This window comes from Balneola sp. EhC07 (assembly GCF_001650905.1).
Classification (GTDB): domain Bacteria; phylum Bacteroidota; class Rhodothermia; order Balneolales; family Balneolaceae; genus Balneola.
In genome coordinates this window covers 18,884-43,547 of record NZ_LXYG01000004.1, presented here as the reverse complement: position 1 = coordinate 43,547, position 24,664 = coordinate 18,884, and the positions used below count along the sequence as shown (strand labels likewise).

Here is a 24,664-nt window from a genome sequence, read left to right as displayed (position 1 = left end):
AAGTTCTAAAATCCGTAATTAGTAGTGGCAGCCCTGACAATATTGAGGAGGACTTACGTTATTTTTCTTCACCAACTCTGCGCCTAGTTCAGCTTGGTTCTCAGCTTTGTATCCCATAGTCGTAACTTCTTCTACAGGTCTTAATACTTTTTCAGGTTCACGGTGGCAATCTAAACACCATCCCATACTTAAAGGCTCTGCCTGATATACAACTTCCATTTTATCAACTCGTCCGTGGCAACTTTCACAGCCAACGCCAACGTTTACGTGTGCGGCGTGATTGAAATACGCGTAATCCGCTAAGTTATGAACACGAACCCATTCAACAGGTTGTCCGCTTTCCCAGCTTTCTCTGATGGGAGCGAGTTTTTCGCTGTCGGTTTTAACCTGATTGTGGCAATTCATACAAGTTTGAGTTGCGGGAATATTTGCCTGCTTAGAGTCAAACACATTGGTGTGGCAGTATTGGCAATCCAGGCCGAGTTTATCAACGTGTAATTTGTGACTATAAGGAACCGGCTGTTCAGGAGCGTATCCTACATCGGTGTAGCTTGGAGAGAAAAAGTACCATACTGAAAAGATCAGAGCGTTTGCAACAACGATAAGACCGATCAAAATTTTTCGAGGAACTTGATTTGTCCACTTGGGGAAAATCTGCGCCATAAAGATTGCTTAATTTAGTTAGCGGAACATTGCTTAATTACCTTTAATTGAAGCGCCGCAAATCTACCGATATTTTCCATCTATATGAAGTCAGGAATGGATAGAACCTTCTATTTAAAACTGTTCTAAATAAAAAGAGCGCCGATTCAAACCGTAGCTTTATCAAAGCATCAAAAGATACTATACATTTGGTAAAGTTTCCTGAAGAAAATGGAAAAATTTAGATTACTGAAATATGAGAAACACTTATTGATAAAAAATCAAAAACGGGGATTTAATGTAAATTGACGAGGCGATTTGACCCATTTTTTGTTATCTAGAAATTCAATCATTTTTATAAATTCCGAGTTAGATACAAAAAATGTTTGGCCAATATTTGAAGACGCAGCTGAGAGCAACCATTTATCCATGTCTGAAGCTTCGGAAATTAGTCCGCTTGTTCTTGTAATGCTATTTTCGATATCAATTAGATAATAAGAGTCTCTACTTATGATAATTGCATATTGATTTCTGCTATCAAAGTCGACTGAAGACTCGTTACCTTGGACATAAAATTTAACATCCCCATCTGATAAACTTTGAACATAAGTTCTAGTAATATTTGCGTAATCAATAGTTGAGGATATATATTTTCCATTATTTGAGATTTTAACCCACTCAGATGTATTTCCACCTACTGTTTTATAATCGAATGGAATAACATTGCCAGAACTATCAAATAAACGAATAGTGTTATTATAATTTATAGCAACAGAGTCACCAGATGGACTTATACTAATTCTTCTTGGAGCAGTAAAATTTGTAAATGCACCGGTGCTTTCTTTAGAAAACAAGATTTCATTACTATTTATATCGAATTTGCTCAAATTACTTTTTTCATCAACTGAATATAAAAAAGATAGATCTGGGCTCATCTTTATATCGTGAACTTCTAGGTTGTTCATTTCAAATACTAACGTATCGGAAAGAAAGTCTATGATTCGAATTGATTTTGAAGAGGCAGAAGCTACGGCTAGCAGATTGTTATCCTCATTGATATCAATTCCATCTATCGGTGTATTGAATATATTTTTCCTATATAGCTCAGTTCTTGAATCCAGATCATAAATAACTACTTCATTTCTATTTGACGAAAGGGGGCTATTTTTTCCAGAAGCAGCAACTAAATACTTGTCATTTTTACTAACAGCTAGTGAAGTAGCATTTTGATAACTAAAAGAGTCAATAACATTTGAGTCAAATCCATAAGAAAAAAATAGCGGAGATTGGACTGGTTTTTTAACCAGGGTTCTTAATTTGTAATAATAGTTTTCATTAACATTTAAACTATCATCAGTAAACTCAAAAATAGTATTTGGGAATGTTTTATAATCTTCAAACGACTCGTCATTATTTATGCTCCTTTGAAGAATGAAACTAGAAACTGTATAGGGTTTTGGGTGCTCCCAAGAAAGTTGAATTTCAGTTTCATTCGAACTAGAATAGTTTAGAGTAGGCGCTGATATCGTAACTTGTGATTTTTTATATTCAGAACTTAATGAGGTTTCTCTTTTTATTGCTTTAACTAAGTAGTAAGATTCATAATTGACATTACTTGCAGTATAAGAGTTAGACTCAGGTTGGTAAGGTGTATTAGTATCTGTATAGTTTTTAGAGTTTGAATCTAGTGTTGCAATGAGAGTCATATTATTCGCACTATTATAACTTCTATAGATTTCAAACCCTGTTTCAATATCTATATTATCATTCCAGCGAATAATAGTTTTATTTTCATTAATGGTTTCAATCGGGTCTACAGAAATATTATATAACTGTGATGGAAAGTAACCAGCTGCCATTTCATCAATGAAGATGTCATTAGAAATATCATTTTCACTAACATATGTACGTATGAAGTAGTTTCTGTCATTGAAGTCTTTTTCAAATAACGGTGTGAGATAACTAGTAGTACCATTATAAAGAGTATCAATTATGATGGGTTCATTATTTATCAAATCCGAATAATATACGAGTGAAATAAAAGGCCAATTCGTTTCGAAATCCCAAGTGAAATTTATAGCAGTTGTATCTGAATTTAGCGATGAATAGGAAGATGTATCCGGGTAAGAAATGTTACCAAAATTTATTCCAGTATATATACTATCGGATGAAATTATTGCTCCGTTTTCCTGAACACGTTCATTATAAACTAAATACTGTGTTCGTAGATTTATTTCACCGCTCGCATCTTCATACTCTTTTGTCTGAATATCAATAGTATCTAATATTGTATAATTTCCAGAATTATTAAGGGATTTGCTCAGGATATAATAGTCAGCAAATTTAACAGAATCTTCCCAGCTAATTCTGATGACTTTATTATCAAGGATTTCAGTAGAAATATTATCAGAAGATTCTAAAGAAAAAGTGGGTGCTTCAGGATCATCCGGATTATCTCTCTCAATTTTAGTTGGAGCATCTGAACAAGCCGGGATCATTAACAATCCACAAAAAATATAAAGAAGAGGTCTAAGCATCGTTAAAAGTCAATTTTCAAAGTCAAAGAAAACAATTTTATCTGAAGAAAATACTGTACTAGTTTTCAAATAAACTCCATTTTTTGTCTTCCGAAATACTATACAAAAATATTCCATTTGCAGATCCAATAGCAACTAATTCTTCTGATGGTGAAAATCTTAGATCAAAAATTTTACCCGAAAAAGAGTGGCTCAATAATTGTTTTTTTGAACTTAGTTCAAATAACCTTAATAGTGAACCTTTAGCTGTCATATAGAGTTTATCGTCAAAACTAATGGAAATATGTTCTGCGCCTGTAAGAAGATGTCTACTCGCAGGATTCGTAAAGTGAATTTCTGCTTTATTAAAATCACTTATATTTGAGATGTATTTGCCACTTTTTGAGAAATCTACTTTTTGAGCAGTACTTCCGTAGTCTAGTACATGTGAAAAATTGATTTGGTTTCCGGACGAAGAATAAAGCTCAAATAAACCGTCGGTATTATAAGCAATTGAATCACCGGTTGGGCTAATTGAGATACTTCTAAGAGTACTTGTAACACTAAACGGTGATTTGTTAAACAGTATTGATTCATTTACAAGATCAAATTTATAGAGCTCATCTCGTGAAGAATTTGTATAAGCAAATTTGTTTTCTGACCCGAACTCAACATCAAATACATTTACAGAATTTTTTTGATAAACTACAGTATCGGCATTATAATCGTATAGGGTAAATGATTGATTTGCATGAGATGCGAGTACCATTAAATTGTTTTGCTCGTCTATATCTATTCCAACAATAGCATTTCCGGTTGGCGCTTTGTTATATATTGTATTATTTGTTCTGAGGTTAAAAATTCCTATTTCTTCTGCGTTAGTATCATTACCGAAAAAACCTTTCGAAGTAATTATTAAATCACCTGAATCACTAAATCTTAAATTCCGGCCATCCAAAAAATCAAATCGATGTTTTTCAATCAAATAATTTGAATGTTTTACAATTTTTTCGCTTGAAACTTTAGAAGTGTGAGTCTTGATTCTGAAGTAATGAGTCAATGATTTATCAAGATCATTCTCGACATACCCCGTAGAATTTTTTGGAAAGTATTTATAATCACTGAAAGTTGTACCATTGGTACTTTTCTGAAGTATGAATGTGTCGGTTTTATCTCTATTTGAAGTAGACCAAGAAAGAGATAAAGAATTTTCCGAAAGACTTTCGATTTCAAAAGAAACCTCCGGTGGAGTGAATTGTACTTCTGCTCCAAATGTACCTGTTTGTGTATCGTTTTTATAAGCTAGTATTCCATAGTACGTTTTGATGTTGGTCTCACCACCAAATTCATTTCTCGTATACCCAGTTATAGGATTCAGTGTATCCGTATAAGAAGTAACATTTGGACCCAATTCAGCAATCACTTCACTTTCGCTTGCACTATTTCTGTTAAACCCTTTGCTTCGGAGAACTCTAAACCCATCCTCAAAGCTTGAGTTGTCTTCCCAATTTATTATTACTTTACCTTCGTTAATAACCTCAACATTTGTTATTTCAGGTGCGAATTTCATTCCTAGGTAATAACCGCCGTCAACGATTTTAAAAGTATTGTTGTTTTCTAAGTCTACTTCAGAAATAAAAAGTCTAACTTGATATATACGTTCAGAAAAATCTTTTTCAAAAGCAGGAGTAGTAATAGTATTTGAATTAATAACTGTATCAATATCTTCTCTAACATCGACATCGATTGTGCTTAAGACGGCAATAAAAGACCACTTAGTTTCAAGTTCCCAGTTAATCTGAATAGCTGTTGTATCAGCATTGTAGGTGTGAGATGAAGAGATTAAATCGCCAAAGTCTATTCCGGAATTAATTCCTTCTGAAAATACTTCTTCACCACTTTGTTGTTTTCGGAGACTAATAATTTCATACTTGGTGTCTTTAGTGATTTCACCGCTCTCATCAATAAATTCTCTGGTATCTTTATCTAAAGTATCTAGAGCTATGTAATTATCAGAAGCACGAATTTTTTTCTTTAAAACATAGCTAGTTGGAACTAGTGAGGAATCTGTCCATTCTACTTCGATCACTTTATCCTCTAAGATACTCGTGGAAATATCTTGAACGGGATTCAATACAAAACCAAATACCTCAGGATCACCCGGATTATCTCTTTCAATTTTAGTTGGAGCATCTGAACAAGCCGGGATCATTAACAATCCGCAAAAAATATAAAGAAGTGATCTTTGCATCTTTAAAAGTCAATTTTCACATTTGCGTTCGGTAACAGGGTTTTATCAAAATCTATATAGGGATTTATTTTTATTCTGGTATTTGGCCGGAAACCGAATTCGGGAGCTCTTGTTCCATCAATCAAATTTAATACGTAGGTAACTCCCAGCCCAATTATAGAATAGTTTCTAATTTTTTTATACCGGTCAATGTCATCCAGGGTTTGCTCAGATTCTTCAATGATCTCCAGAATTCTGTCAGGGTCATGTGTTGTAATATATTGAAGTCTGAGTTGCTCATAGTCAGAACTTTTCTGCTTTACTCTATGCTCATTAAATATAGCACTGAAAACCAGACCGGAACTTAAGGTAGCAAACAAGCCGCCTTTTAATTGTTCTCTTTTAGAAAATTGGGCATAACCGGGAAGCAAACTGCGAAGGTAGATAGTAGATTTTTTAGGTCGGATATAATTTTCAACTACTTGAAAATTATCAGAGACTGTAATTTTTTTTGACGAAGATATATCCCCTAAAGCAGCAGTCATCTTATATGAACCATCAGGAAGCATAAGTCTGCTGTTCTCGATACCAATTTTTTGATCTTGAAAGTATAGATCGGAATCATGATCCGAGATGATAAAAACATTAGAACCCCAAAAACACCGAGCATAAGAACTCCTTGTTTCCCGTTCAGAATCCGTTTCTAGAAAGATGGGGTACAGTTTGAGTTCTTTGGTCTCATTTTCTTCGATCTGAACACTGGTATTTATATCCTGATAAAATTTGGAAATAATTTTCAATGAATGAATTCCCTTACTAACTGCTATTGAATCTGAGCTGTTAAACGGGATGCAATTATTAAAGTCGTTATTGATAACTAAAAAATTGTCCTCACCTTGCAGTTCAATCTTCACAAAGGCAGAGTCGGACTGCGCAATCAGGGTTGTGGCGGATATCAATAAAAATAAAACAGGTAAAAGTAGTCGTATCATTGTGAAAATCTACAGATAAAAATTATTATATGTTTAACTAAATCAAGCCTCTGGCTTTCAACTCTAAGTACTTATTGATCGCGTTCACGGATAACTCCTTGGGAGGAGTGAGGATAGTATGAATGCCTCTTTGATTGAGAGCTTTTACGATCTGCTTTTTTTCATAGTTGAATTGTTCAGCAATAGTTTTGGTATATATATCTCCAACTTTGGAAGGCGACATTTCCAGTAAAGTGCTCAACTCTGTATTCTCAAAAAATACGGTTACCAAGAGATGGTCTTTTGCGATACGTTGTAAAAAAGGAAGTTGCCTTTCCATAGACGAGTAGTTCTCGAAATTGGTGTATAACAAAACCAAGCTTCTTTGTCTGACATGAGCTCTGAGTGAGATCAGCAGTTTTTCATAATCCGACTCCAGAAAATCTGTTTCAAGATTATACAATGTTTCCTGGATTCGCTGAATGTGAGTTCTCTTCTTCTCCGGTTTAACGACTACTGATTTATTATTAGAAAAAGTAACTAATCCGGCTTTGTCTTCCTTTAGAAGAGCGATATTTGAAATGACCAGACTGGTATTGATAGCATAGTCCAGCAAGTGTAAACCATCAAAAGGCATTTTCATGACCCGACCCATATCGATGACATTCACGACTTGTTGAGATTTTTCGTCCTGATACTGATTGATCATCAGTGAGTTAGCACGGGCAGTGGCTTTCCAATTAATAGAGCGAACATCATCACCCCGAACATAATCCCGGATCTGATCGAACTCCATGGTATGTCCGATCCTTCTGATCTTTTTGATACCAATATCAGTAAGACGGTTTGAAATCGCATACAGCTCAAATTTTCTCATCTGAATAAAAGAAGGATACACTTTGACTTCAGTTTCTTCATTCAGCTCATACTTTTTTAATACTAAGCCAATTGTTGTTGATGCATAGCAGATGGTGAATCCGAAATTGTACACGCCCCGCTCAGTAGGTCGGAGTGTATAATTCTTTTTTATGGCTTTCCCGGAGACGATTCCAAGCCGAATGCTAAAATCGCGGATCTGAAATTGAGGAGGTAACTCATCTATGATCTCCAGCCTGCAGTTGAATGCGTAGTTATTAAAGATGGAAAGAGTAATTACATTTTCATCACCATTCGAAAGCCTGTTCGGGACCAAACGGTCAACGGTAATTCCATCCCGAATTCGAAACAGCATTATAAACTCGAAAATAGTAAGCGCTACAAAAGCCGCCAACGCTATCTGAGCTAAAGCGGAGATAACAGGCACTAAAAATCCTATTACGAATAAGATCGCAACTGAAAAAAGCACCTGAAAGAAACGGGTGCTTAAATGCAATGATTTGAACAAACGTACTATCGTGGCACCTCTACTTTTTCCAACAGCATAGTTATCACTTGATCCGGATTTATTCCTTCCATCTCTTTTTCAGGAGTTAGAGTGATCCTATGTCTTAGAATTGGCTTGATAACGGTTTTTACGTCTTCCGGAGTTATAAAATCTCTTCCTTTCATTGCAGCAGAAGCTTGTGAAGCTCTCATTACGAAAACAGCTGCTCTTGGAGAAGCCCCGATAGAAATGGAACTGCTGTTTCTCGTATTCTGAATGATCTGAGCAATATATTTCATCAATTCAGGCTCAACATGAACTTTATTGATCACAGCTCTTTGTTTTGCAATGTCCTCCGCTGAAACTACTTGCTCGAGGGTTGAAATGTCCAACACATTTCCTCGATCAAAACTACCATTTAGAATACTTATTTCTTCTTCAAGACTTGGATATGGAACTTCAATTTTAAAGATGAATCGATCCAGCTGAGCTTCTGGTAATCTGTATGTTCCTTCATGCTCGATAGGGTTTTGTGTAGCAATTACCATAAATGGTTTATCCATAAGATAGGTTTTTCCATCTACGGTTATTTGTCGCTCTTCCATTACTTCAAATAAAGCAGCCTGCGTTTTAGCCGGGGAACGGTTGATCTCATCAATTAAAACAATGTTTGAGAAAACAGGACCTTTTTTAAATTCGAAGTCACTTACTTTTGTATTAAAGATGGAGGTTCCGATAACATCAGCGGGCATAAGATCCGGGGTAAACTGAATTCTTGAAAAATCAGAATGGATGGTTCGTGCAAGCAATTTGGTAGTCAACGTTTTGGCAACTCCGGGCACACCCTCGATCAATACATGTCCATCAGCTAGTAATGCTGTGATGAGCTGATCGATCATTTCATGCTGTCCAATGATCACTTTGCCGATCTCTTTACGAATAGAATCAGCTAATTTTTTTACTCCCGAAAGATCTATTCTGGAAGTAAATTCCGGAATCTTTTGATCTTCATTGTTAGCATCAGTAGGGTTTTGATCTTGTGTGTTATCTTGTGAACTCATCTTTTACTTTGATTATAGAACCAGTCGATTCTGTTTGTTAAAAGTTTTAGGCTGGACGTGTCTATTTTGTCATTTTGTCGAATATCAGCAATTAACGAAAAGAGTTTATCTATTTCTGACTCTTTAATTCCTGATCGCCGAGAAACATCCGAAATAAATTGATCGTCAACTTTATAGGTTTCCAGTCCTAGGTTTGACCGAATATACTCCAGGAAAAAATCTATTCTTTTTATGGCAATTGTATGGTGATTTCCTTTTTCTAAATACAGATCTCCGATAGTTTTTGCGAATTCAATACTGGAATTAACCGGAGGTTTTATAATTGGAATGATCCTTTGTTTTCTTTTTCCGCGGAAGATCATAAATAGTATAATTCCCACGATTGCAAGATACCATCCCATTTTAAGATCGGCATTTGCCAGCACATATTTGATCGGTGAAGTCTCATATCTTCTTCCAACCTTGTAGTGCTCATCCCAAACAATTCGGTTTTCAGGTGGCAGGTACGACAAAGCCTTAAAAGCATAGTCGGCGTATTCCACATCCCTCAGAAAGTAATTAGTGAATACGGCAGGGTTCGAATGCAGAAAAAAGGCTCCATCACCAAAGCTGACTTTAATAAAGTTAACGGCAGAGGCATTATCTGTTCCGAGTATAGTTGTGGATGTAGAATCGAAAGAACTGAAATACCTTCTTAATAGCTTAGGGTATGTCCATTTTTTGGTAGAATCCAATGCGGGATTTGAAAAGCTAAGGGAAAAATCTTCCGGTGATTGTACATTAAAATTAGTAATGCTCGAATCCCAGGGAGAATATTCATAATCTGTTTCCAGATTCAGAGTGTCCGCGAACTTTGAAGAAAATTCTGAAGCTGCTATAAAAACCTGATCTCCTTCATTCACTCTTTGTAAAAGCAGATCAGTTTCAAAAGGGTCAAAGCCGATCCGGGAATTTATAAAGATCCAATTCAGCTCAGCTTCTAAACCGCTGAATTCATCATTCAAAGATTGGAAAAGAGGTTTATGGTTGATCTCAACCTGATCCGAAGGGGATAGAACAGGTAGTTCCTGTTTTAATATATATCCGCCATAAGGGATCTTATCTAAGGAAGAATAACTTTCTGACCAATCAATTGGCTTTGGGCCGAATATTTGTAATCCCAAATAGAGCACAATTGCCACTCCCATAACAGAAAGATATATAATCTCTTTTCTATTCATGAGCGACTTCCAAGTTTTGCTAACAAATTTTCATAATGTCTTTTCATGTTACTGAATCCGGAATCATCTATCTCAAAATCTCCATATTCGGTATAATCATGAATTAACGTAAGTTTGCTGAAAGCTTCTCTACCGGGATGGTTTTGTATTTCGTTCAGATACTCGGAGTTAGTTTTATCTACCGCCCAAACGATCAGGTTAGCTTCATTTAAATTCTGAAGAGCCTTCAAATAAAGGTAGCGGGCAGCTAGTCTGAAATCTTTGTTTTGGATCGCATCTTTCATCAAAGCGTCCAGATCAACAGAGTCGATATGCTCATTATGAAGATCAACTTTAAGTTTCTTGGAGGCTGATTGTCCGGTAAATGCACTTCCCATATTTCCTTTAAACAGAGCATTGATCAGTAGTGCCAATGCAATCACGAAAAAGAGAATGAGAATAAATTTTAATGAGATATCGCCGTATGTATTGCCAAATACCTTTCCAAAGAGATCAAGTATCCAAACCAGAAAAAGCAACATCCAGGATTGAGACTCCTCAGGATCGACTTCATAATTGAAATCCTCATCATTTTGGTAAGCTTCAATCGAGTCTTCGCCAGGAACTCTGACCTCAACTACCGAAGAAGTATCTGCAGAAATCTGAAAACCTAAAGTAGTTTGCGAGCCATAAAGTGACAGCAGAAATAAAAAAAAGAAAGATTTCTTAGCTAATGACATTATCCAAGCTGATCGATTTGATCTCTTAACGCAGTTCCGTCTTTTCTTTCTTTTAAGTTGAAGAAATGAAGTCCCAGAGAAATAAACTGAGCTGATGAGAAAATCAGTTGAAAGAAATACATTACTCCGTAAAATACTCCCATCAATATGCCAATATTTTGCTCAAAGGCTGCATCACCCACATTTATGACTATTACAAGTATGATCATGACGGGAATTATTATCAGATATGATAGCATTCCAAAAATCAGGGCTACCACAAAGTAAACACCAAAGGTAACCCAAAAATTATCGTCTGTTAAACTCCAGGATCTTTTAATTGCATCAGTTGGAGAACCTCCTTCAATAAAGTATGCAGCAGGAAATAACATCAACTTAACCATCACATAAAAGAACAGAGGTATTAATACCAACATAGCAATAAAGAACAGGTCTTGTAGGATCATTGCCAGAATAAAAATAGCAATGTAAATAGGTACCATCAGGCCAATATAAGTGGCAACTAAAACCAAGCCTTTTACAAACATACCTTTGCTGAACTCTCCCAGATGTGTTGGGATTTCTCCTTCAGCAGCAAACTTTAAGTGTTGATGCACAACAGAAAGAAAAAGCCAGCTTGTTAAGATCACAAAAAGAAAGCCTAAGAAAAGAGCCGCTCCTGAGCCAATTAACATGGAGGGATCACTTTCAACAAGAGTGGAATTTTGAGTGATATCTGCAAACATGCTTCCAAAACCACCACCCAGAAGTGCAACGGAAAGAAGCAGTGCCGGCAATACATATACTGCAAATGGTTTAAGCAATGTCTTATGATGCACCCTTATGTAGGCAAAAGTATCACTAATAATTTGGCCAATATCTCTTGGCTTGTCTAGTTTAAGAGTTTGCATAAAGCTTTGTTTTGTTAGTTTTGTTTAGATATTGCGGGAACAGCACAAAGTAAAAAAGTATATAACCGGCCGATAAAAGTATAATAGTCCAACTTAGCCAGTGCGGCATTTCTGTTAAGCGAGTAACAAATGATTCTAAAAAACCTGCGGCAATGAATAAAGGAACTAGTCCAATGATCATTTTTAGCCCTTCTTTAGCTGCTTTAACAAAACTTTTAGTTCTGGATAAAGTGCCTGGAAATATAAAACTATTCCCCAGTACGAAACCAGCAGCTCCGGCTATTACAATTGCCGAAAGTTCTATAGTTCCATGGATCATGACAACTCTGATGGCCTCATATAATAATCCTTCATTGCTGAAGAGATTCATAAAACAGCCAAACATCACTCCGTTTGCAAGCATAAAATAACCGGTGCCGAAAACAGTGAGTAAGCCGAACAGAAAAGCGTTAAAAGAAACCCGGACATTGTTATAAGTAATGCCAAAAAACATATTCATTTGCTTGGCATCTTTATACACTGCTAGTGGATCGCCTTTCTCAATGTTGGTCATGGTCATATTTACATATTCATCCCCGACAATAACTCTGGCAAAATCAGGATCAAAGCTCTGAGACAACCAACCTATTGTAACGGCAACAACAAATAGTGCAAACGCATAGAGAAGTTCTTTCTGTTTAGAAGCATAGAGAGCAGGTAATTCCCGGGACCAGAAAGTTATGATCCGGCTGTAATTCTCTTTCTTAGTTTTATGAATGGAATCATGGATCTTAACTGAAAGTTCGTTGAGATATAACTCTGTTTTTGTGCCGGGATATTGGCTTTGAGCATATGCCAGATCGTTGGTAAGCTCTATATATAATTCAGCAAGTTTATCAGGATCAAAAGAAGAGTTCTTTTTCAGAATTTCTTCATAGTGTTTCCATTTCCCGGCATTTTTTCTTAAAAAAACTACTTCTCGCAATGCTATATTTTGCTTTTGGAATTACTGCTTTAGGCGCTATTTTAAACGCTTATTTTAAAAAGGAATAGTAGTTGATTTAAGTATAAATTAAAACCCATGGACAAAATTAGTTTAGAAACATCCCAGCATGTACTCATTAACTATGAGCCGGCCGATATCTTTCAACGGTTACTGGCTTTTTTGGTTGATGGTATTATTCTGCTTGCCTACACCTTTGTGGTGAATTTTATTTGGGACGGAGTTACTCCTCAGGATTTTGCATGGAAAAGTGAATATGGCTGGGTGATGTTCTTATTGGTTACAATTCCTGTGTTCTTATACTATTTGGTTATCGAAACACTTTGGAAAGGCTACACCGTGGGAAAAAAACTAGTAGGAATCCGTGTAGTTAAAGTTGATGGCAGCAGGCCGGGATTAGGAGATTATCTGGTTCGATGGTTTTTCAGATTATTTGAAGTGACTTTAATGGCAGGAAGTGTTGCCATTATAACTATTCTTTTGAACGGTAAAGGACAAAGGCTTGGAGACATTGTTGCTAAAACAGCAGTAGTTAAAGACAAATCAAAAACAAAACTGTCCGACACTATTTTTGCAGAAATTGAAGACGACACAGAAGCTAATTTCAGTTCAGAAATTGATCTGTCTGACAAAGATGTAGGCATCATTAAAGAAGTTCTGAACGCTCGCAAAACCTACGATTACAATACTTGGTTTGTAATGGTCACCAAAACCAGAAAAGCCATTGAAGAAAAGACCGGAGTTGTTAAACCGGAAATGAAATCTCACGAATATTTATCAGCCATTATCGAAGATTATAACCGGCTTTATGATGATAAGGTTTAGGGTTAAAGACCCCGTTTAATAGTATCAGTTATGGAAACCAACCTTCTGAAAGAGTTACAAGTTACAGTCGTAAGTGATATCTCTGAAAGAGATGGAATGGGAATTGAAGTATGGTCAAAGGAAAAAATATTGATTGAGATATTCAGAGATGATGAAAATGCAGACTTTACTATCACTCTTTTTGAGGAAGCCCTGCCTTTAAAACTAGTAGAAGAAAGTATTGAATACTTCAAAAGAGAAATTTCAAAGGAATTCGTTAAATAAATGTTGCTTCAGGTCAATGTTTAAATGACGTGGTAGGAATAATTCATAATACTGCACTTCAGCATTGAACATTCACTATTGGATATTCGATATTGTACTTAAACCAATCTATCTATAAATACCGCTACCCAAACAAGAGGTAGGTAAGCGATGGAGGCAAACATCAGTTTACGGGAATTTTCTTTTGTTCTTTCATTCAGGAATTTAATGCTGTAGTAAAGAAATCCGGTCGCAAGAATTAAACTTAGAACCAGAAAGATCATTCCCGAAATTCCCATCACAAACATAGCAATTGAAACGGGATAAAGAAGAATGGTACAAATCAAAGACCAAAGAGAAGTTTTACGCCCGGTCTCATCATTTTTTGGAAGCATTTTAAATCCGGCGCCAAAGTAATCGTCTTTTAAACTCCAGGCGATTGCCATAACGTGCGGTACCTGCCATAGAAAAACGATTCCAAATAAAAGCCACATTCCGGGGCTTTCGATAGTTCCGGATGCTGCAGCCCAACCGCCAACCGGAGGTAATGCACCGGGAACTGCACCGATCACAATATTGAAAGCAGAAACCTGCTTCATAGGTGTATAGGCGATCAAATAAATAAAAGTGGTTGCAAAAGAAATGGCTCCGGCTAATGGATTAACCAATATGAACAGGTAAACGAGCCCCGAAAAAATTAAGATCAAAGAGAAAAACATTCCGGAAGAAGCAGCTATTCTATGGTCGGGAAGTGGTCGTTTTGCCGTTCGTTTCATCAAACCATCCAGTCGGCGCTCCATAAATTGGTTGTACGCTCCGGTTCCGGCAGCGATCATATATGTACCGATGATCGCGTGGATCATCAATATGAAATTGAACGAACTGCCACTGCCTAACACAAAGCCTACCAACATACTAGCCAAAACCGCCAGTGTAATACCGGGTTTGGTAAGTTGGTGATAATCAGAAATTACATCTGTGAACGAACGTTCGATCTGAATTTTTTCTTCAATAGAACTCATAGAAAAACAGAAAATCTTGAAATTTTTAGCACGCAAAGTTAATCATTTTCAAGGAGTATTGTTACCTTTAAGTATGAAATTAAATTCCTATCAAAAAACAGCCATAACTACCGTATTTGCAACACTGTTTCTGATACTTGTCGGAGGAATAGTAAGAAGCACCGGTTCAGGAATGGGATGTCCGGATTGGCCAAAATGTTTTGGAAGCTGGATTCCACCCACTTCAGTGGATGAACTTCCAAGCAACTACAGAGAAGTATTCGTAGAGCAACGAGTAGAAAAGAACGAAAAAATTGTAAGCTATCTTGAAGCTTTAGGATTTAATGAAATCGCTCATCAGATCGAAAATGATCCTAACATTAAAAAAGAAGAAGCATTCAATGCTACCAAAACCTGGATCGAATATTTAAATAGACTAGTAGGTGCGGTAATCGGAATTCTGGTCTTCCTAACATTTTTACGCTCTCTTAGTTATTGGCGCACGAAGAGATCCATAACTTTTTTATCTGCTTCCGCAGTTTTATTAACAGGATTTCAGGGATGGTTAGGATCTATTGTTGTAAGTACAAACTTATTGCCGGGTATGATCTCTCTGCATATGGTGCTAGCCATGGTGATAGTAACTCTACTGCTGTACTGTGCTTATAAAACAAGCGAAGATCTTGTCAAAATTAGTATAGATAATTCGCTACGAAAAAAGCTCTACGTTACTACGTTGATCATTTTGGTGCTTTCAGTGTTACAAATGATACTCGGAACTCAGGTAAGGGAAGAAATTGATGTCATAAAAAACAGCCTGACAGATACAGTGCCGCCTCGTTCAATTTGGATCAATTCACTTGGTCAGATCTTTGAAATACACCGAACCTTTTCATGGTTGCTTGCAATTTCGGGTGGTTATCTGGGATTTGTTTTGTGGAAAGAAGAGATGACCGGTCAACTTAAAAAAGTGGGAATTACTAATGTGGCTTTGATCTTTGCACAGATTTTGATCGGGATTGGGTTAGCCTATCTGGATGTACCTAAAGTTCTGCAGGTTCTTCATCTTGTGGGAATTGCATTAATGATCTGTTGTCAGTTTTTGATGATCCTGATGACTCGTAAAAGTAATACCAAAGAAGACTAAAGCTTCTCTAACAGATCGTTTAGGAATACTTTTACTTCATTCAGATCTTTTCTTACGTCGGATGGTATCTCCGTTGAAGAAACAGATTCCGGTTCTTTTTCTTTTTTAAGAACTTTCTTTACACCGGCAGAAGTATATTTTTTCTCCTCAAGCAACTCCTTGATCTTGAATATGAGTTCTACTTCTTCTTCTTTATAAGCTCTGTTTCCGGCGCTGTTTTTCTTGGGATTAAGTTCGTTGTAATTTTTTTCCCAACTTCTTAAAACATGTGGAGCAAGTCCGGTAAGCTTACTAACTTCGCCCATCGAGTAATACAATTTTTTCATAGTGGGTATAAAGTGTATTTTGTCATCTTTAATTCACCAAAGAAAATCATTTCTGAACTATTTTAAAAGAAAGCATTTTGGAAAAATCAAAAGAAAGCCCTGAAGTTGATATCAGCATAGTAGTTCCATTGTTTAATGAGGAGGAATCTTTAGCCGAATTAATTCAGGCCATTGAGGAATCCATTTCAGAAACATATTCTTACGAAGTCATTTTTGTGGATGACGGCTCAACCGATAGTTCGTTTCAAGTGATCAAAGATCTTGGTGCAAAACACGAGGAAGTAAGAGGTATAAGTTTTGGTCATAATTATGGGAAAAGTGTAGCGCTACAGGCCGGTTTCGAGGAAGTGAGAGGGAAGTATGTTGTTACCATGGATGCAGATCTTCAGGATGACCCCAATGAAGTCCCTGATATGATCCAGATGCTAAAGGGCGGTTTGGATATGGTGAGTGGGTGGAAAAAAGAACGCTTTGATCCAATTTCAAAAACAGTTCCCTCAAAGTTTTTCAATTATGTGACACGGAAAGCTGCAGGTATACATCTGCATGATTTTAATTGTGGATTAAAAGCTTACAAGCGTGAGGTTATCGACAATATTTACTTGTACGGAGAGCTTCATCGATATATTCCCATGTTGGCAAAGAAGGAGGGGTTTGCACGAATCGGTGAAAAGATCGTAAAGCATCATCCAAGAAAGTATGGTACTACTAAATTCGGATTGTCTCGTTTTATAAATGGCTTTTTAGACCTTATAACTATTCTTTTTGTACAACGCTATTTCCAAAAGCCGATGCACTTCTTCGGTACATTCGGAATAGTACTCTTGCTCGTAGGAACCGGAATCAATGCATACTTGGCAGTACTTAGGTTATTTCTTAACAAAGGAATCGGCGACCGACCATTACTATTCTTGGGTATTCTGTTGATGGTACTTGGTATTCAATTACTATCCACCGGATTGATCGGAGAATTAATCAACATCAATCATGTGAAAAAGCAGAAGCCTAAGATTCGGGAGATGGTATAACAGGCGCTTCAGAACCAAATTTCGCATACCAGCTAATGTACAGATAGCAAAGGATCGGAACGATAAATGCGGCTTGTAACGTCCAAGTATCAGCAAAAAAGCCAAATAAAGGTGGAATAAAAGCTCCACCGACTATTGCTGTACAAAGAATACCGGATCCCTGAGCGGTATGTTTTCCAAGTTTTCTAATTGCAAGAGTGAAGATGGTTGGAAACATGATGGAGTTAAAAAGCCCGATACAAAGAACAGTCCAGACAGCAAATAATCCTGATGAGTTCATTGTAACTATCAATAATCCAACATTAATTAAGCCATACAATGCTAGAAGTTTTGATGGTTTGATAATCAGTTGTAAACCCGAGCCTATAAATCGACCAACCATAGCTCCACCCCAGTAAAGTGCAACAAAAGAACCTGCAAGTTGAGCCGGTGTTGCCTGATCGATTCCTGTTCCGGAAAGCAGCTCTGCAAGTCCGGGCATAAATCCGCTGTTCCGAATTAATTCAACTATATCGAGCGTCAGGAAATAGTTCACCATATAGCTACCAATAGTTACTTCAGCGCCTACATAAACAAATATACCAACAGCGCCGAGCATCAAATGGCGGGTTTTTAAAGCAATCTTGTAACTGCCGTTTTTGTCTTCATCACCTTCAAGGATTTTCGGGAGTTTTATAATTGCGAAAATTATGGCTAACAATATGATCACTCCGGCAAGAATCAGAAATGGGCTTTGTACAGCGGCAGCTTCTGCTACATAATAAGCTTCCTGTTCTGATGAAGATAGATTTGAAACTTCCTTGGAACTCAAAACACTGCTGCTCAATATAAAAGCGGCACTAACCAACGGTGCTATAAATGTTCCGAGAGAATTAAAAGCTTGCGATAAATTTAATCGGCTGGAAGCAGAACTTTCGGGCCCCAGAGCTGCTACGTAAGGATTAGCCGCAACCTGTAAAATGGTAATGCCACCCGCCAGTACAAACATTGCTAAAAGAAAAATGCCGAAAATTCTGAAATCAGCAGCGGGGTAAAACAAAAAACAACCCAATCCCATTGTAAGTAGTCCGATCACTACTCCTTTTTTGTATCCAATTTTGGAAATGATCTTCCCTCCCGGAATCGAAAAAACAGCGTAGGCCGTAAAGAAAGCGAACTGAACCAGCCCTGCTTCAAAATAGCTAAGCTCAAAAACTTCTTTTAATCTGGGAATAAGAGCATCAACTAAAACAGTGATAAATCCCCACATAAAAAAGAGGGTAGTAACAATGATAAATGCGGAGCGATTGGTATTGTTGGTTGTACTCATCAGGGAATAAGTTCTTATTTCAGGATTTTCAAGTTCCAGAAAGTACTCACTAAAGTTATTTCAACAAAGTCATCTTTTTGATCATAACCCGACCATCAAATTTCAATCTGTAAAAATATATTCCACTTGATAGGGAAGAAGCATTAAACTGAATTGAATGTGTTCCTGCTGATTGTCTCTTACTGACTAAAGAGCTTAATTTTTGTCCCAATAAAGAATAAACCTCAAGGGTCACATTTCCGGCTTTTGGAAGTGAATAAGAAATGGTTGTTTCAGGATTGAATGGATTTGGATAATTCTGAGATAAACTAAAATCCTGTGGTTTTTCATCAAAATCATCTATTGAAACAGGAGTATCACCGGTTGCAGTGTTCATCGATTTTGGCTGGACTCTCATTGAAAAGCCGTCAGAAAAAGTAACCAGTTGTTCTGATGTAGATGGATTGTAAGCAACATAGGTGAGGAACCCTTTTTCATCCTTAAAGACAGAGTAAGATGGTGTGTCAGCAAATACATTCATTACCGGAGTTCCCATCTTTTTCAAATTGTAAAGCCAATGCAAAGTGTGCGCTCTGGATTCTCCATCAAAGGGTTGATAATTAGGATCAGCTAAATAATAGCTCAATGCAAGATCGGGATCAGCAAGTGCCAGATATTCCCAGAACACATCTTTCCAGATGGTAGGTTGGCCACCTCGTTCAGCTACAACCTCATTATAGTTTTCTACTACATAGTCAGAGTTTCTTCCCAAATACATGGAAGCGCTGGTTATTGGAAGGATATTTATTCCGTGAATAAATTCAGGTTCACCGCCAAACCATGTTCCGTGAACTCCTTTGCTTCCCCAAACAATTCCTAATGCTTTGTGGGGATAATTCTGAGGAAACACTTCATCTTCAACATCAAACCAGTATTGATCGATGGCAGTTGCCTCGGTAGAATAAAGAAAAATTCCTAGATCGCGAATCTCTGGCTGACCGGTAGCTTGTCCCCAAAGGAAAGCTGCAGCAGCAAAATTCATAGATTCAGAACTGGATTCCTGATTGTTGCCATCTCCAAAGGCTCCATGGCCTGAAGCCCAGGAATGACCTGCATAAATATCATGAGATCTTAAAAAAGGGAATTGCGTATCAGTTCTGTCCCAGTTGTTGGCATCCTTGATAAGAAGATTTACCATGCCTCCCCAATTTTCCTGAGCTGCCCAGCTGCTGTCATATTGAGCAATAGTTGCAGCGCTCATAACTGCATAACTTGCATGAAAATGATGATCATTAATTTGATTGTCTGCTCCAAAACCGGATGGATATCCAGTTAGCACATCCCATTCGGCGTTGTAAGAATATTCCTGAGATCCCCCGGATGTAAACCAATCTTCTAATCTGAATTTCAATTGGTCTATAAAATGATCTCTTTCGATTGTTGCTCCCAGTTGATCAGCTATATGAACAAGGTGAGAAAAACGTCCCATAGCTTTTCCATTTTCATAAGTTGGGCCTACCGGCAAAGATTCATTGGCCACTTGTTTTACATAAGTAAGTAATTGAGATCGGTCATAATCTCCCTGATCAGGAAGTGCGGGTAAAATCCCGGAAAACTTAAGTTCGGTCGAAAATACATTTCCTTGCTTAAGCTTCATTTCACCTCTTGGAGAAGTGTAAGAATAGCTGGTTAGTTCATCGTTAGAATGCTTCCATTGGTGGCGGTATAGGGCGGTAAGAGTTTCGTTAACGTTACCATCAGCGCTGTCCACAAGTTCTGACTCATAAGTATATGTGCTGGTTAATTCGGAAGAAATTTCATCATAATTCCATTCTATCACACTATTAGTGACATGAGCGTATGCATGTTTTTGGAAAAATTCTATTGTTGCCGTTTGGGAATCGGGTAGTAGAGCGACAGTTAGATAATCTTTGCCATTCAGAGAAGACTGAAAAGTTGATGAGCCTGACCAAGTAGAGCCCGATGGAGCAAAAATTCCATAGTGTTTGCCATCTATAGTCAAACCTAAAACTTCATTTTGTCTGTACCATATGAAAGGAGTTTGTTGAGAAGCAACGACCGCATCCCCGCCGGTTATTTTAAAAAACACAAAAGGTAAACCATGCCCCAGAGTCGCTTCCATGGATTTCGAGTCATTTTCCCAGCGAGCTGTAACGGTCCAGTCGTCATAGTCAGATGTTTTTGTTTCGGAAACGGCTAGTCCGTCAACGCCAACTCTGAGCTGAGGTGAAAATGGGTAAATGTAATCCCCACCGGCTAAGAAAGAGTTTGTTGTATATCCAATCTGAAGTCCCGAGCTGATAGCCTTTGCATTTAAAGGATGTGCATACAGAACGCCGGAGTGGGCGTCATCAAAAAATGGAAATATCAGGCTGCTCCAAAAATCGTTTGTCTGAATAGGTTTAGTAAAATCAGAGCTTACTTTTGGCGAAAGATTTTGTCCATGGACATTTTGTGGTCCCACTGCTGCGGCAGGTAACGCAGTGCTGTAACTTCCTTCGCCGATGTTTACTGATTGAGCATTTACCATTGAGTTTATAATGGAAAAGGAGAGTAGGAAAATTACAGTAGCAAATCGTGAGTTTTTAAAAAGCTTAAACCGGGAAGTGGGATGTGAATAGAAAGAAGACTTCATAAATTTTTATCCAATAATTAAGTGACTTTCTACCTCTTAAAACTTCATGACTTCTGTGGTAATACTAAAGAGATAAAATTCTGTCTTTGATTGTTAAGGTCTCTAATAAATAAGCTAAATATTTGTGCACTTACCTTTATAAAGTATATACAAGCAGTTTAAAATGGAGAGAGCTTTAAAATAAACTTGATTTAATAAATCCACTCCTATTAAGAATAAAACCCATTTTAAACATCAGAAAAGCGCTTTTCTAATAGCTGTATATACATTGTAAATATTGGAAATCTGTTCTGCTGATTTTACACTCCAATAAATAAATGAAATAGTTGTCGTAAAAAATCAGGAACTGCTAAAACGTAAGCGCTAAATCCAAACAGTTATGAATATGAAAAAACCCATCTTGATTTTAACAATTTTGCTAGGTGTTGCTACTTCGGTAATTGGTCAAGCTGAACAGGTGGTTGTCCAAAATACAAATGAGGGTTGGGAGCTACACGTAAATGGCGAACCGAAGGTAATAAATGGAATGAATTGGGATTATTTTCCAATAGGCACAAACTTTAACTATAGTTTATGGAATCAAACTCCTGAGTTTATCAAGCAAGCACTTGATGATGAGATGGCTTTGCTTCAAAATATGGGTGTAAATTCTATTCGTGTATACACGGGCATTCCTAAAGAATGGATCACTTACATCTATGAAACTTATGGTATCTATACCATGCTTAACCATTCTTTTGGTAGATATGGATTAACCATTGATGGAGTTTGGCAACCCAATACAGATTATTCTGATCCACGTGTGAAAGCGCTTTTAATTGATGAGGTTACAGAATTAGTTCAGGAATATAAAGATACACCGGGCTTACTGTTATTTCTTTTAGGAAATGAAAATAACTACGGACTTTTCTGGGATGGAGCTGAAACAGAAGATATTCCGATAGAAGATCGCAGATCTACAGTAAGAGCACGAGCAATGTACAAATTGTTCAACGATGCAATTGTAGAGATGAAGAAGATTGATACAGGTCACCCGATAGCAATTTGTAACGGTGATTTATTATTCATGGATATTATTGCCGAAGAAGTACCTGATGCTGATATCTTTGGTACGAACGTTTACAGAGGGTTAACTTTTACCGATCTGTTTGACAGAGTAGCTGATGAATATGGAAAACCCGTTTTACTTACTGAGTTTGGATCTGATGCCTTTAATGCAAGAACGGTACAGGAAGATCAAGCGGCTCAGGCTCGATATCAGCTTAATAACTGGAAAGCTATTTACGAAAATGTTGCGGGACTTGGTGGCGCAGACAACTCGCTAGGTGGATATACCTTTCAGTTCAGTGATGGATGGTGGAAATACGGACAAACAGTAAATTTGAGCATTCATGATGTAAATGCTTCCTGGGCAAATGGCGGATATCAGTTTGATTTCCAGGAAGGTGAAAACAATATGAATGAGGAATGGTTTGGAATTACAGCAAAAGGTCCTACCAACTCACAAGGGTTTTACGAACTGTTTCCAAGAGCAGCTTATTACGTTTTAAAAGAGGTTCATCAGTTCGATCCTTTTCAAGAAGGAGTAACCCAAAACAGGTTAAATCAATATTTCGGTGATATTTCACTGGGAGATGCACAACTGAAAGCCAGAGCAGATAAAGCAGCTTTGGAGGGAAAGTCAGGCGGTGCTATAAAGCTAAGTAGATTTACAGCTGATTTCGAAACATACAATACAGGTGGAACTTTGATCACCACTCCGAAAGATCCAGATGCCACAGAACAAGTGTATCCAAACGAGCAGGGTTTTGACCATATGCAGTCTATTTACTTCGGAATAGAAGCCAATCCTGCGCCTAACGTTAGAGCTAATGTAGACTTCAATGTATTAGGAAATGTTCCTCTGAATCCGATTGACGAGATTTTTTATGAAAACAGAGGTCGGCCGGTTCAACTTGAAGGCAGAGACGGGCTAATTACAGATGAGTCCATGAATAGGCTTGCTATCTACAGCTCAAGTTTTAACTGGGATCAGGAGTATTTCAATCTTACCGGGTTTTACAGAACAGGTCATTATCACTGGGCTTACGAAGGTGATTTCTTTGGTTTGTATCCTGAAGCTAATTACGGACCTAATATAGATATATATAACGGGGCAGCTCCGGCCGGAGTAGAAGTAGAAGGAAAGAAACAGTTTGATGGATTGAAGTTAGCATTTGGACCGGAACTTTGGTGGGGAGCCAATCCTGCTTTCTTACTGAAGTATTCAAAAACATTAGGAAAGACAGATTTTACAGGAATTTTCCATGAAGATCTTGAGCAGCAGGGAACGGATGTGAATAGTTCTTTTGCTATTCCTCAGCCTAAAACTCGTAGACTTTCATTATATGCGGATAGAGAATTTGGAAAAGTGGGCGTGGAAGTTGGAGGTTTATGGGCAGGTCAACCGCTAAACGGACGTGAATTTCAACTCATAAGAGAAGAAGGCGATACCACTCGTGTGTATCAGGATGAGATCAAGCCAATGGATAATTTCGGTGGAAAGTTAAAATTTACTTATACCGGAGGTACTTTTAATTGGTATGCTCAATCAGCAATCATGGGTTTAGTTGCTAACGGTGGTACAGATCCAACAATTACATACACAGGCTGGAGGTTGAAAGACAGTGGAAGTGGTAACCAATATAATTTCCTGACAGGTTTTACTTATTCAATTGGAAACCTTCAGATAGCTCCTAATTTTTTGTGGCAAAAACCTATCGAAGGACCAATTCCTAGTGATGTTGGTGCTCCCGGGCGTCCACGAAATATTTTGGCAGATCCTTTTATTGTAAGGTCAAACCGAGAGCAAATAGGCGGAGAGATCCTGTTTACCTATGATCAAACTCCGGGCTCATTCTTCTATGAATGGAATAACGATATGATGGAAGAATCAAAGTTTTCTGCAAGTCTTGGTTTTGTATATCGTCACCTGCCAACTACACAGGATGCTGCAATAGGTATTCTGCCTGATGGAAGGACATTGTTCCCGTTTGATGGAGCTCCGCCTGCAAGAGACCTTATTGAAGTGAATGCCCGAATCGTATCAAAACTTAACAGAGAAACGGGAATAATTGCTCTTTTATATGGTGGGAATGCACAAGCAAATGGAAGTGATCCAAGAATGTTGGAAAGATTTGGCGCTGATGTGCGAATGATAAGAAAAAAGCTGATGCTGAATAGTTCGGTAAAAGTTAATGATTGGGGTCCATACGATTATCATAGAGATTTCAACCTAACATATCCACTTCAGCTGATGGCAGATCTGTCAATGAGTTTAGGTAAACCGGATTGGTTCAATGTTCCGCAAACTCGATTAGGTGTAAGAGGGACTTTCAGAACGCTTAATGATTTTTCACCTCGCTATGCTCCAACCTACACTAGAAATGATGCTGGGGAACGTGTTCCGGAGCCAACTGCACCAGGCTTTGATAATGGAACTGAGTGGCAAATCAGTACTTATATCCAAATCGACATAAGAAATTAATGAGAGGCAAAAAGATGAATACAATTACTA

Annotated in this window: 19 protein-coding genes; 5 read left to right on the top strand and 14 right to left on the bottom strand. The window is 37.5% G+C overall.

Annotated elements, in window-relative coordinates:
* Positions 1–18: 18 nt before the first annotated feature.
* The 10 genes from A8B79_RS02815 to A8B79_RS02770 all read right to left on the bottom strand — a co-directional run bounded on the left by A8B79_RS02815 (position 19) and on the right by A8B79_RS02770 (position 12,576).
* Positions 19–663 (bottom strand): cytochrome c3 family protein, encoded by a 645-nt coding sequence (locus tag A8B79_RS02815; protein ID WP_066217717.1) that lies wholly within the window; start codon positions 661–663, stop codon positions 19–21.
* Between the two features lie 260 nt (positions 664–923).
* On the bottom strand, positions 924–3,179 hold the full coding sequence (locus A8B79_RS02810) for a hypothetical protein (protein WP_066217713.1): 2,256 nt from the start codon (positions 3,177–3,179) through the stop codon (positions 924–926).
* A gap of 58 nt (positions 3,180–3,237) precedes the next feature.
* The gene (locus A8B79_RS02805; protein WP_066217711.1) at positions 3,238–5,409 is read right to left on the bottom strand and encodes a hypothetical protein; all 2,172 of its coding nucleotides are present in this window, start codon (positions 5,407–5,409) and stop codon (positions 3,238–3,240) included.
* 2 nt (positions 5,410–5,411) lie between these two features.
* Positions 5,412–6,380: a DUF5683 domain-containing protein gene (locus A8B79_RS02800; protein WP_066217709.1), complete on the bottom strand. Its 969-nt coding sequence runs from the start codon at positions 6,378–6,380 to the stop codon at positions 5,412–5,414.
* Positions 6,381–6,417: 37 nt separating this feature from the next.
* On the bottom strand, positions 6,418–7,662 hold the full coding sequence (locus A8B79_RS02795; RefSeq protein ID WP_235603533.1) for a DUF58 domain-containing protein: 1,245 nt from the start codon (positions 7,660–7,662) through the stop codon (positions 6,418–6,420).
* An 86-nt stretch (positions 7,663–7,748) separates the two neighbouring features.
* Positions 7,749–8,783 carry an AAA family ATPase gene (locus A8B79_RS02790; RefSeq protein ID WP_082894039.1) on the bottom strand — a complete coding sequence of 345 codons (1,035 nt, stop codon included), beginning with the start codon at positions 8,781–8,783 and terminating at the stop codon, positions 7,749–7,751.
* Positions 8,780–10,003: a DUF4350 domain-containing protein gene (locus A8B79_RS02785; RefSeq protein WP_066217705.1), complete on the bottom strand. Its 1,224-nt coding sequence runs from the start codon at positions 10,001–10,003 to the stop codon at positions 8,780–8,782. The genes A8B79_RS02790 and A8B79_RS02785 overlap by 4 nt, the downstream gene beginning before the upstream one ends.
* Positions 10,000–10,722 (bottom strand): DUF4129 domain-containing protein, encoded by a 723-nt coding sequence (locus A8B79_RS02780; RefSeq protein WP_066217704.1) that lies wholly within the window; start codon positions 10,720–10,722, stop codon positions 10,000–10,002. The genes A8B79_RS02785 and A8B79_RS02780 overlap by 4 nt, the downstream gene beginning before the upstream one ends.
* A complete protein-coding gene (locus tag A8B79_RS02775; protein WP_066217702.1) occupies positions 10,722–11,612 on the bottom strand; it encodes a glycerophosphoryl diester phosphodiesterase membrane domain-containing protein in 891 nt (296 codons plus the stop codon). Before A8B79_RS02775 ends, A8B79_RS02780 begins: the two co-directional genes overlap by 1 nt.
* Positions 11,599–12,576, bottom strand: coding sequence for a stage II sporulation protein M (locus A8B79_RS02770; protein ID WP_066217700.1), 978 nt, complete (start codon positions 12,574–12,576; stop codon positions 11,599–11,601). The genes A8B79_RS02775 and A8B79_RS02770 overlap by 14 nt, the downstream gene beginning before the upstream one ends.
* A 96-nt stretch (positions 12,577–12,672) precedes the next feature.
* Here A8B79_RS02770 and A8B79_RS02765 point away from each other — a divergent pair, with 96 nt between their 5' ends.
* Positions 12,673–13,419 carry an RDD family protein gene (locus A8B79_RS02765; RefSeq protein WP_066217698.1) on the top strand — a complete coding sequence of 249 codons (747 nt, stop codon included), beginning with the start codon at positions 12,673–12,675 and terminating at the stop codon, positions 13,417–13,419.
* Positions 13,420–13,449: 30 nt separating this feature from the next.
* Positions 13,450–13,683, top strand: a complete 234-nt coding sequence (locus tag A8B79_RS02760) for a hypothetical protein (RefSeq protein ID WP_066217696.1) — start codon at positions 13,450–13,452, stop codon at positions 13,681–13,683.
* A 98-nt stretch (positions 13,684–13,781) separates the two neighbouring features.
* Here A8B79_RS02760 and cyoE read toward each other — a convergent pair whose 3' ends face one another.
* A complete protein-coding gene (cyoE, locus tag A8B79_RS02755) occupies positions 13,782–14,684 on the bottom strand; it encodes a heme o synthase (protein ID WP_066217778.1) in 903 nt (300 codons plus the stop codon).
* Between the two features lie 73 nt (positions 14,685–14,757).
* Between cyoE and A8B79_RS02750 the strand changes: the two genes are divergently transcribed.
* Entirely contained in the window at positions 14,758–15,810 is a 1,053-nt protein-coding gene (locus A8B79_RS02750; protein WP_066217776.1) for a COX15/CtaA family protein, read from the top strand.
* Here the strand turns inward: A8B79_RS02750 and A8B79_RS02745 are convergent.
* Positions 15,807–16,136 carry a MerR family transcriptional regulator gene (locus tag A8B79_RS02745; RefSeq protein WP_066217694.1) on the bottom strand — a complete coding sequence of 110 codons (330 nt, stop codon included), beginning with the start codon at positions 16,134–16,136 and terminating at the stop codon, positions 15,807–15,809. The two genes, A8B79_RS02750 and A8B79_RS02745, sit on opposite strands and share 4 nt — an antisense overlap.
* Before the next feature lie 77 nt (positions 16,137–16,213).
* On the opposite strand from A8B79_RS02745, the gene A8B79_RS02740 reads away from it, so the two are divergent.
* Entirely contained in the window at positions 16,214–17,164 is a 951-nt protein-coding gene (locus tag A8B79_RS02740) for a glycosyltransferase family 2 protein (protein ID WP_066217692.1), read from the top strand.
* Here A8B79_RS02740 and A8B79_RS02735 read toward each other — a convergent pair.
* Positions 17,142–18,473, bottom strand: coding sequence for a sugar MFS transporter (locus tag A8B79_RS02735; RefSeq protein WP_066217691.1), 1,332 nt, complete (start codon positions 18,471–18,473; stop codon positions 17,142–17,144). The genes A8B79_RS02740 and A8B79_RS02735 overlap by 23 nt on opposite strands.
* A 55-nt stretch (positions 18,474–18,528) precedes the next feature.
* The gene (locus A8B79_RS02730) at positions 18,529–21,108 is read right to left on the bottom strand and encodes a glycosyl hydrolase (protein ID WP_082894036.1); all 2,580 of its coding nucleotides are present in this window, start codon (positions 21,106–21,108) and stop codon (positions 18,529–18,531) included.
* Between the two features lie 385 nt (positions 21,109–21,493).
* Here A8B79_RS02730 and A8B79_RS02725 point away from each other — a divergent pair, with 385 nt between their 5' ends.
* Positions 21,494–24,634, top strand: a complete 3,141-nt coding sequence (locus tag A8B79_RS02725) for a glycosidase (RefSeq protein WP_066217774.1) — start codon at positions 21,494–21,496, stop codon at positions 24,632–24,634.
* Positions 24,635–24,664 lie beyond the last annotated feature (30 nt).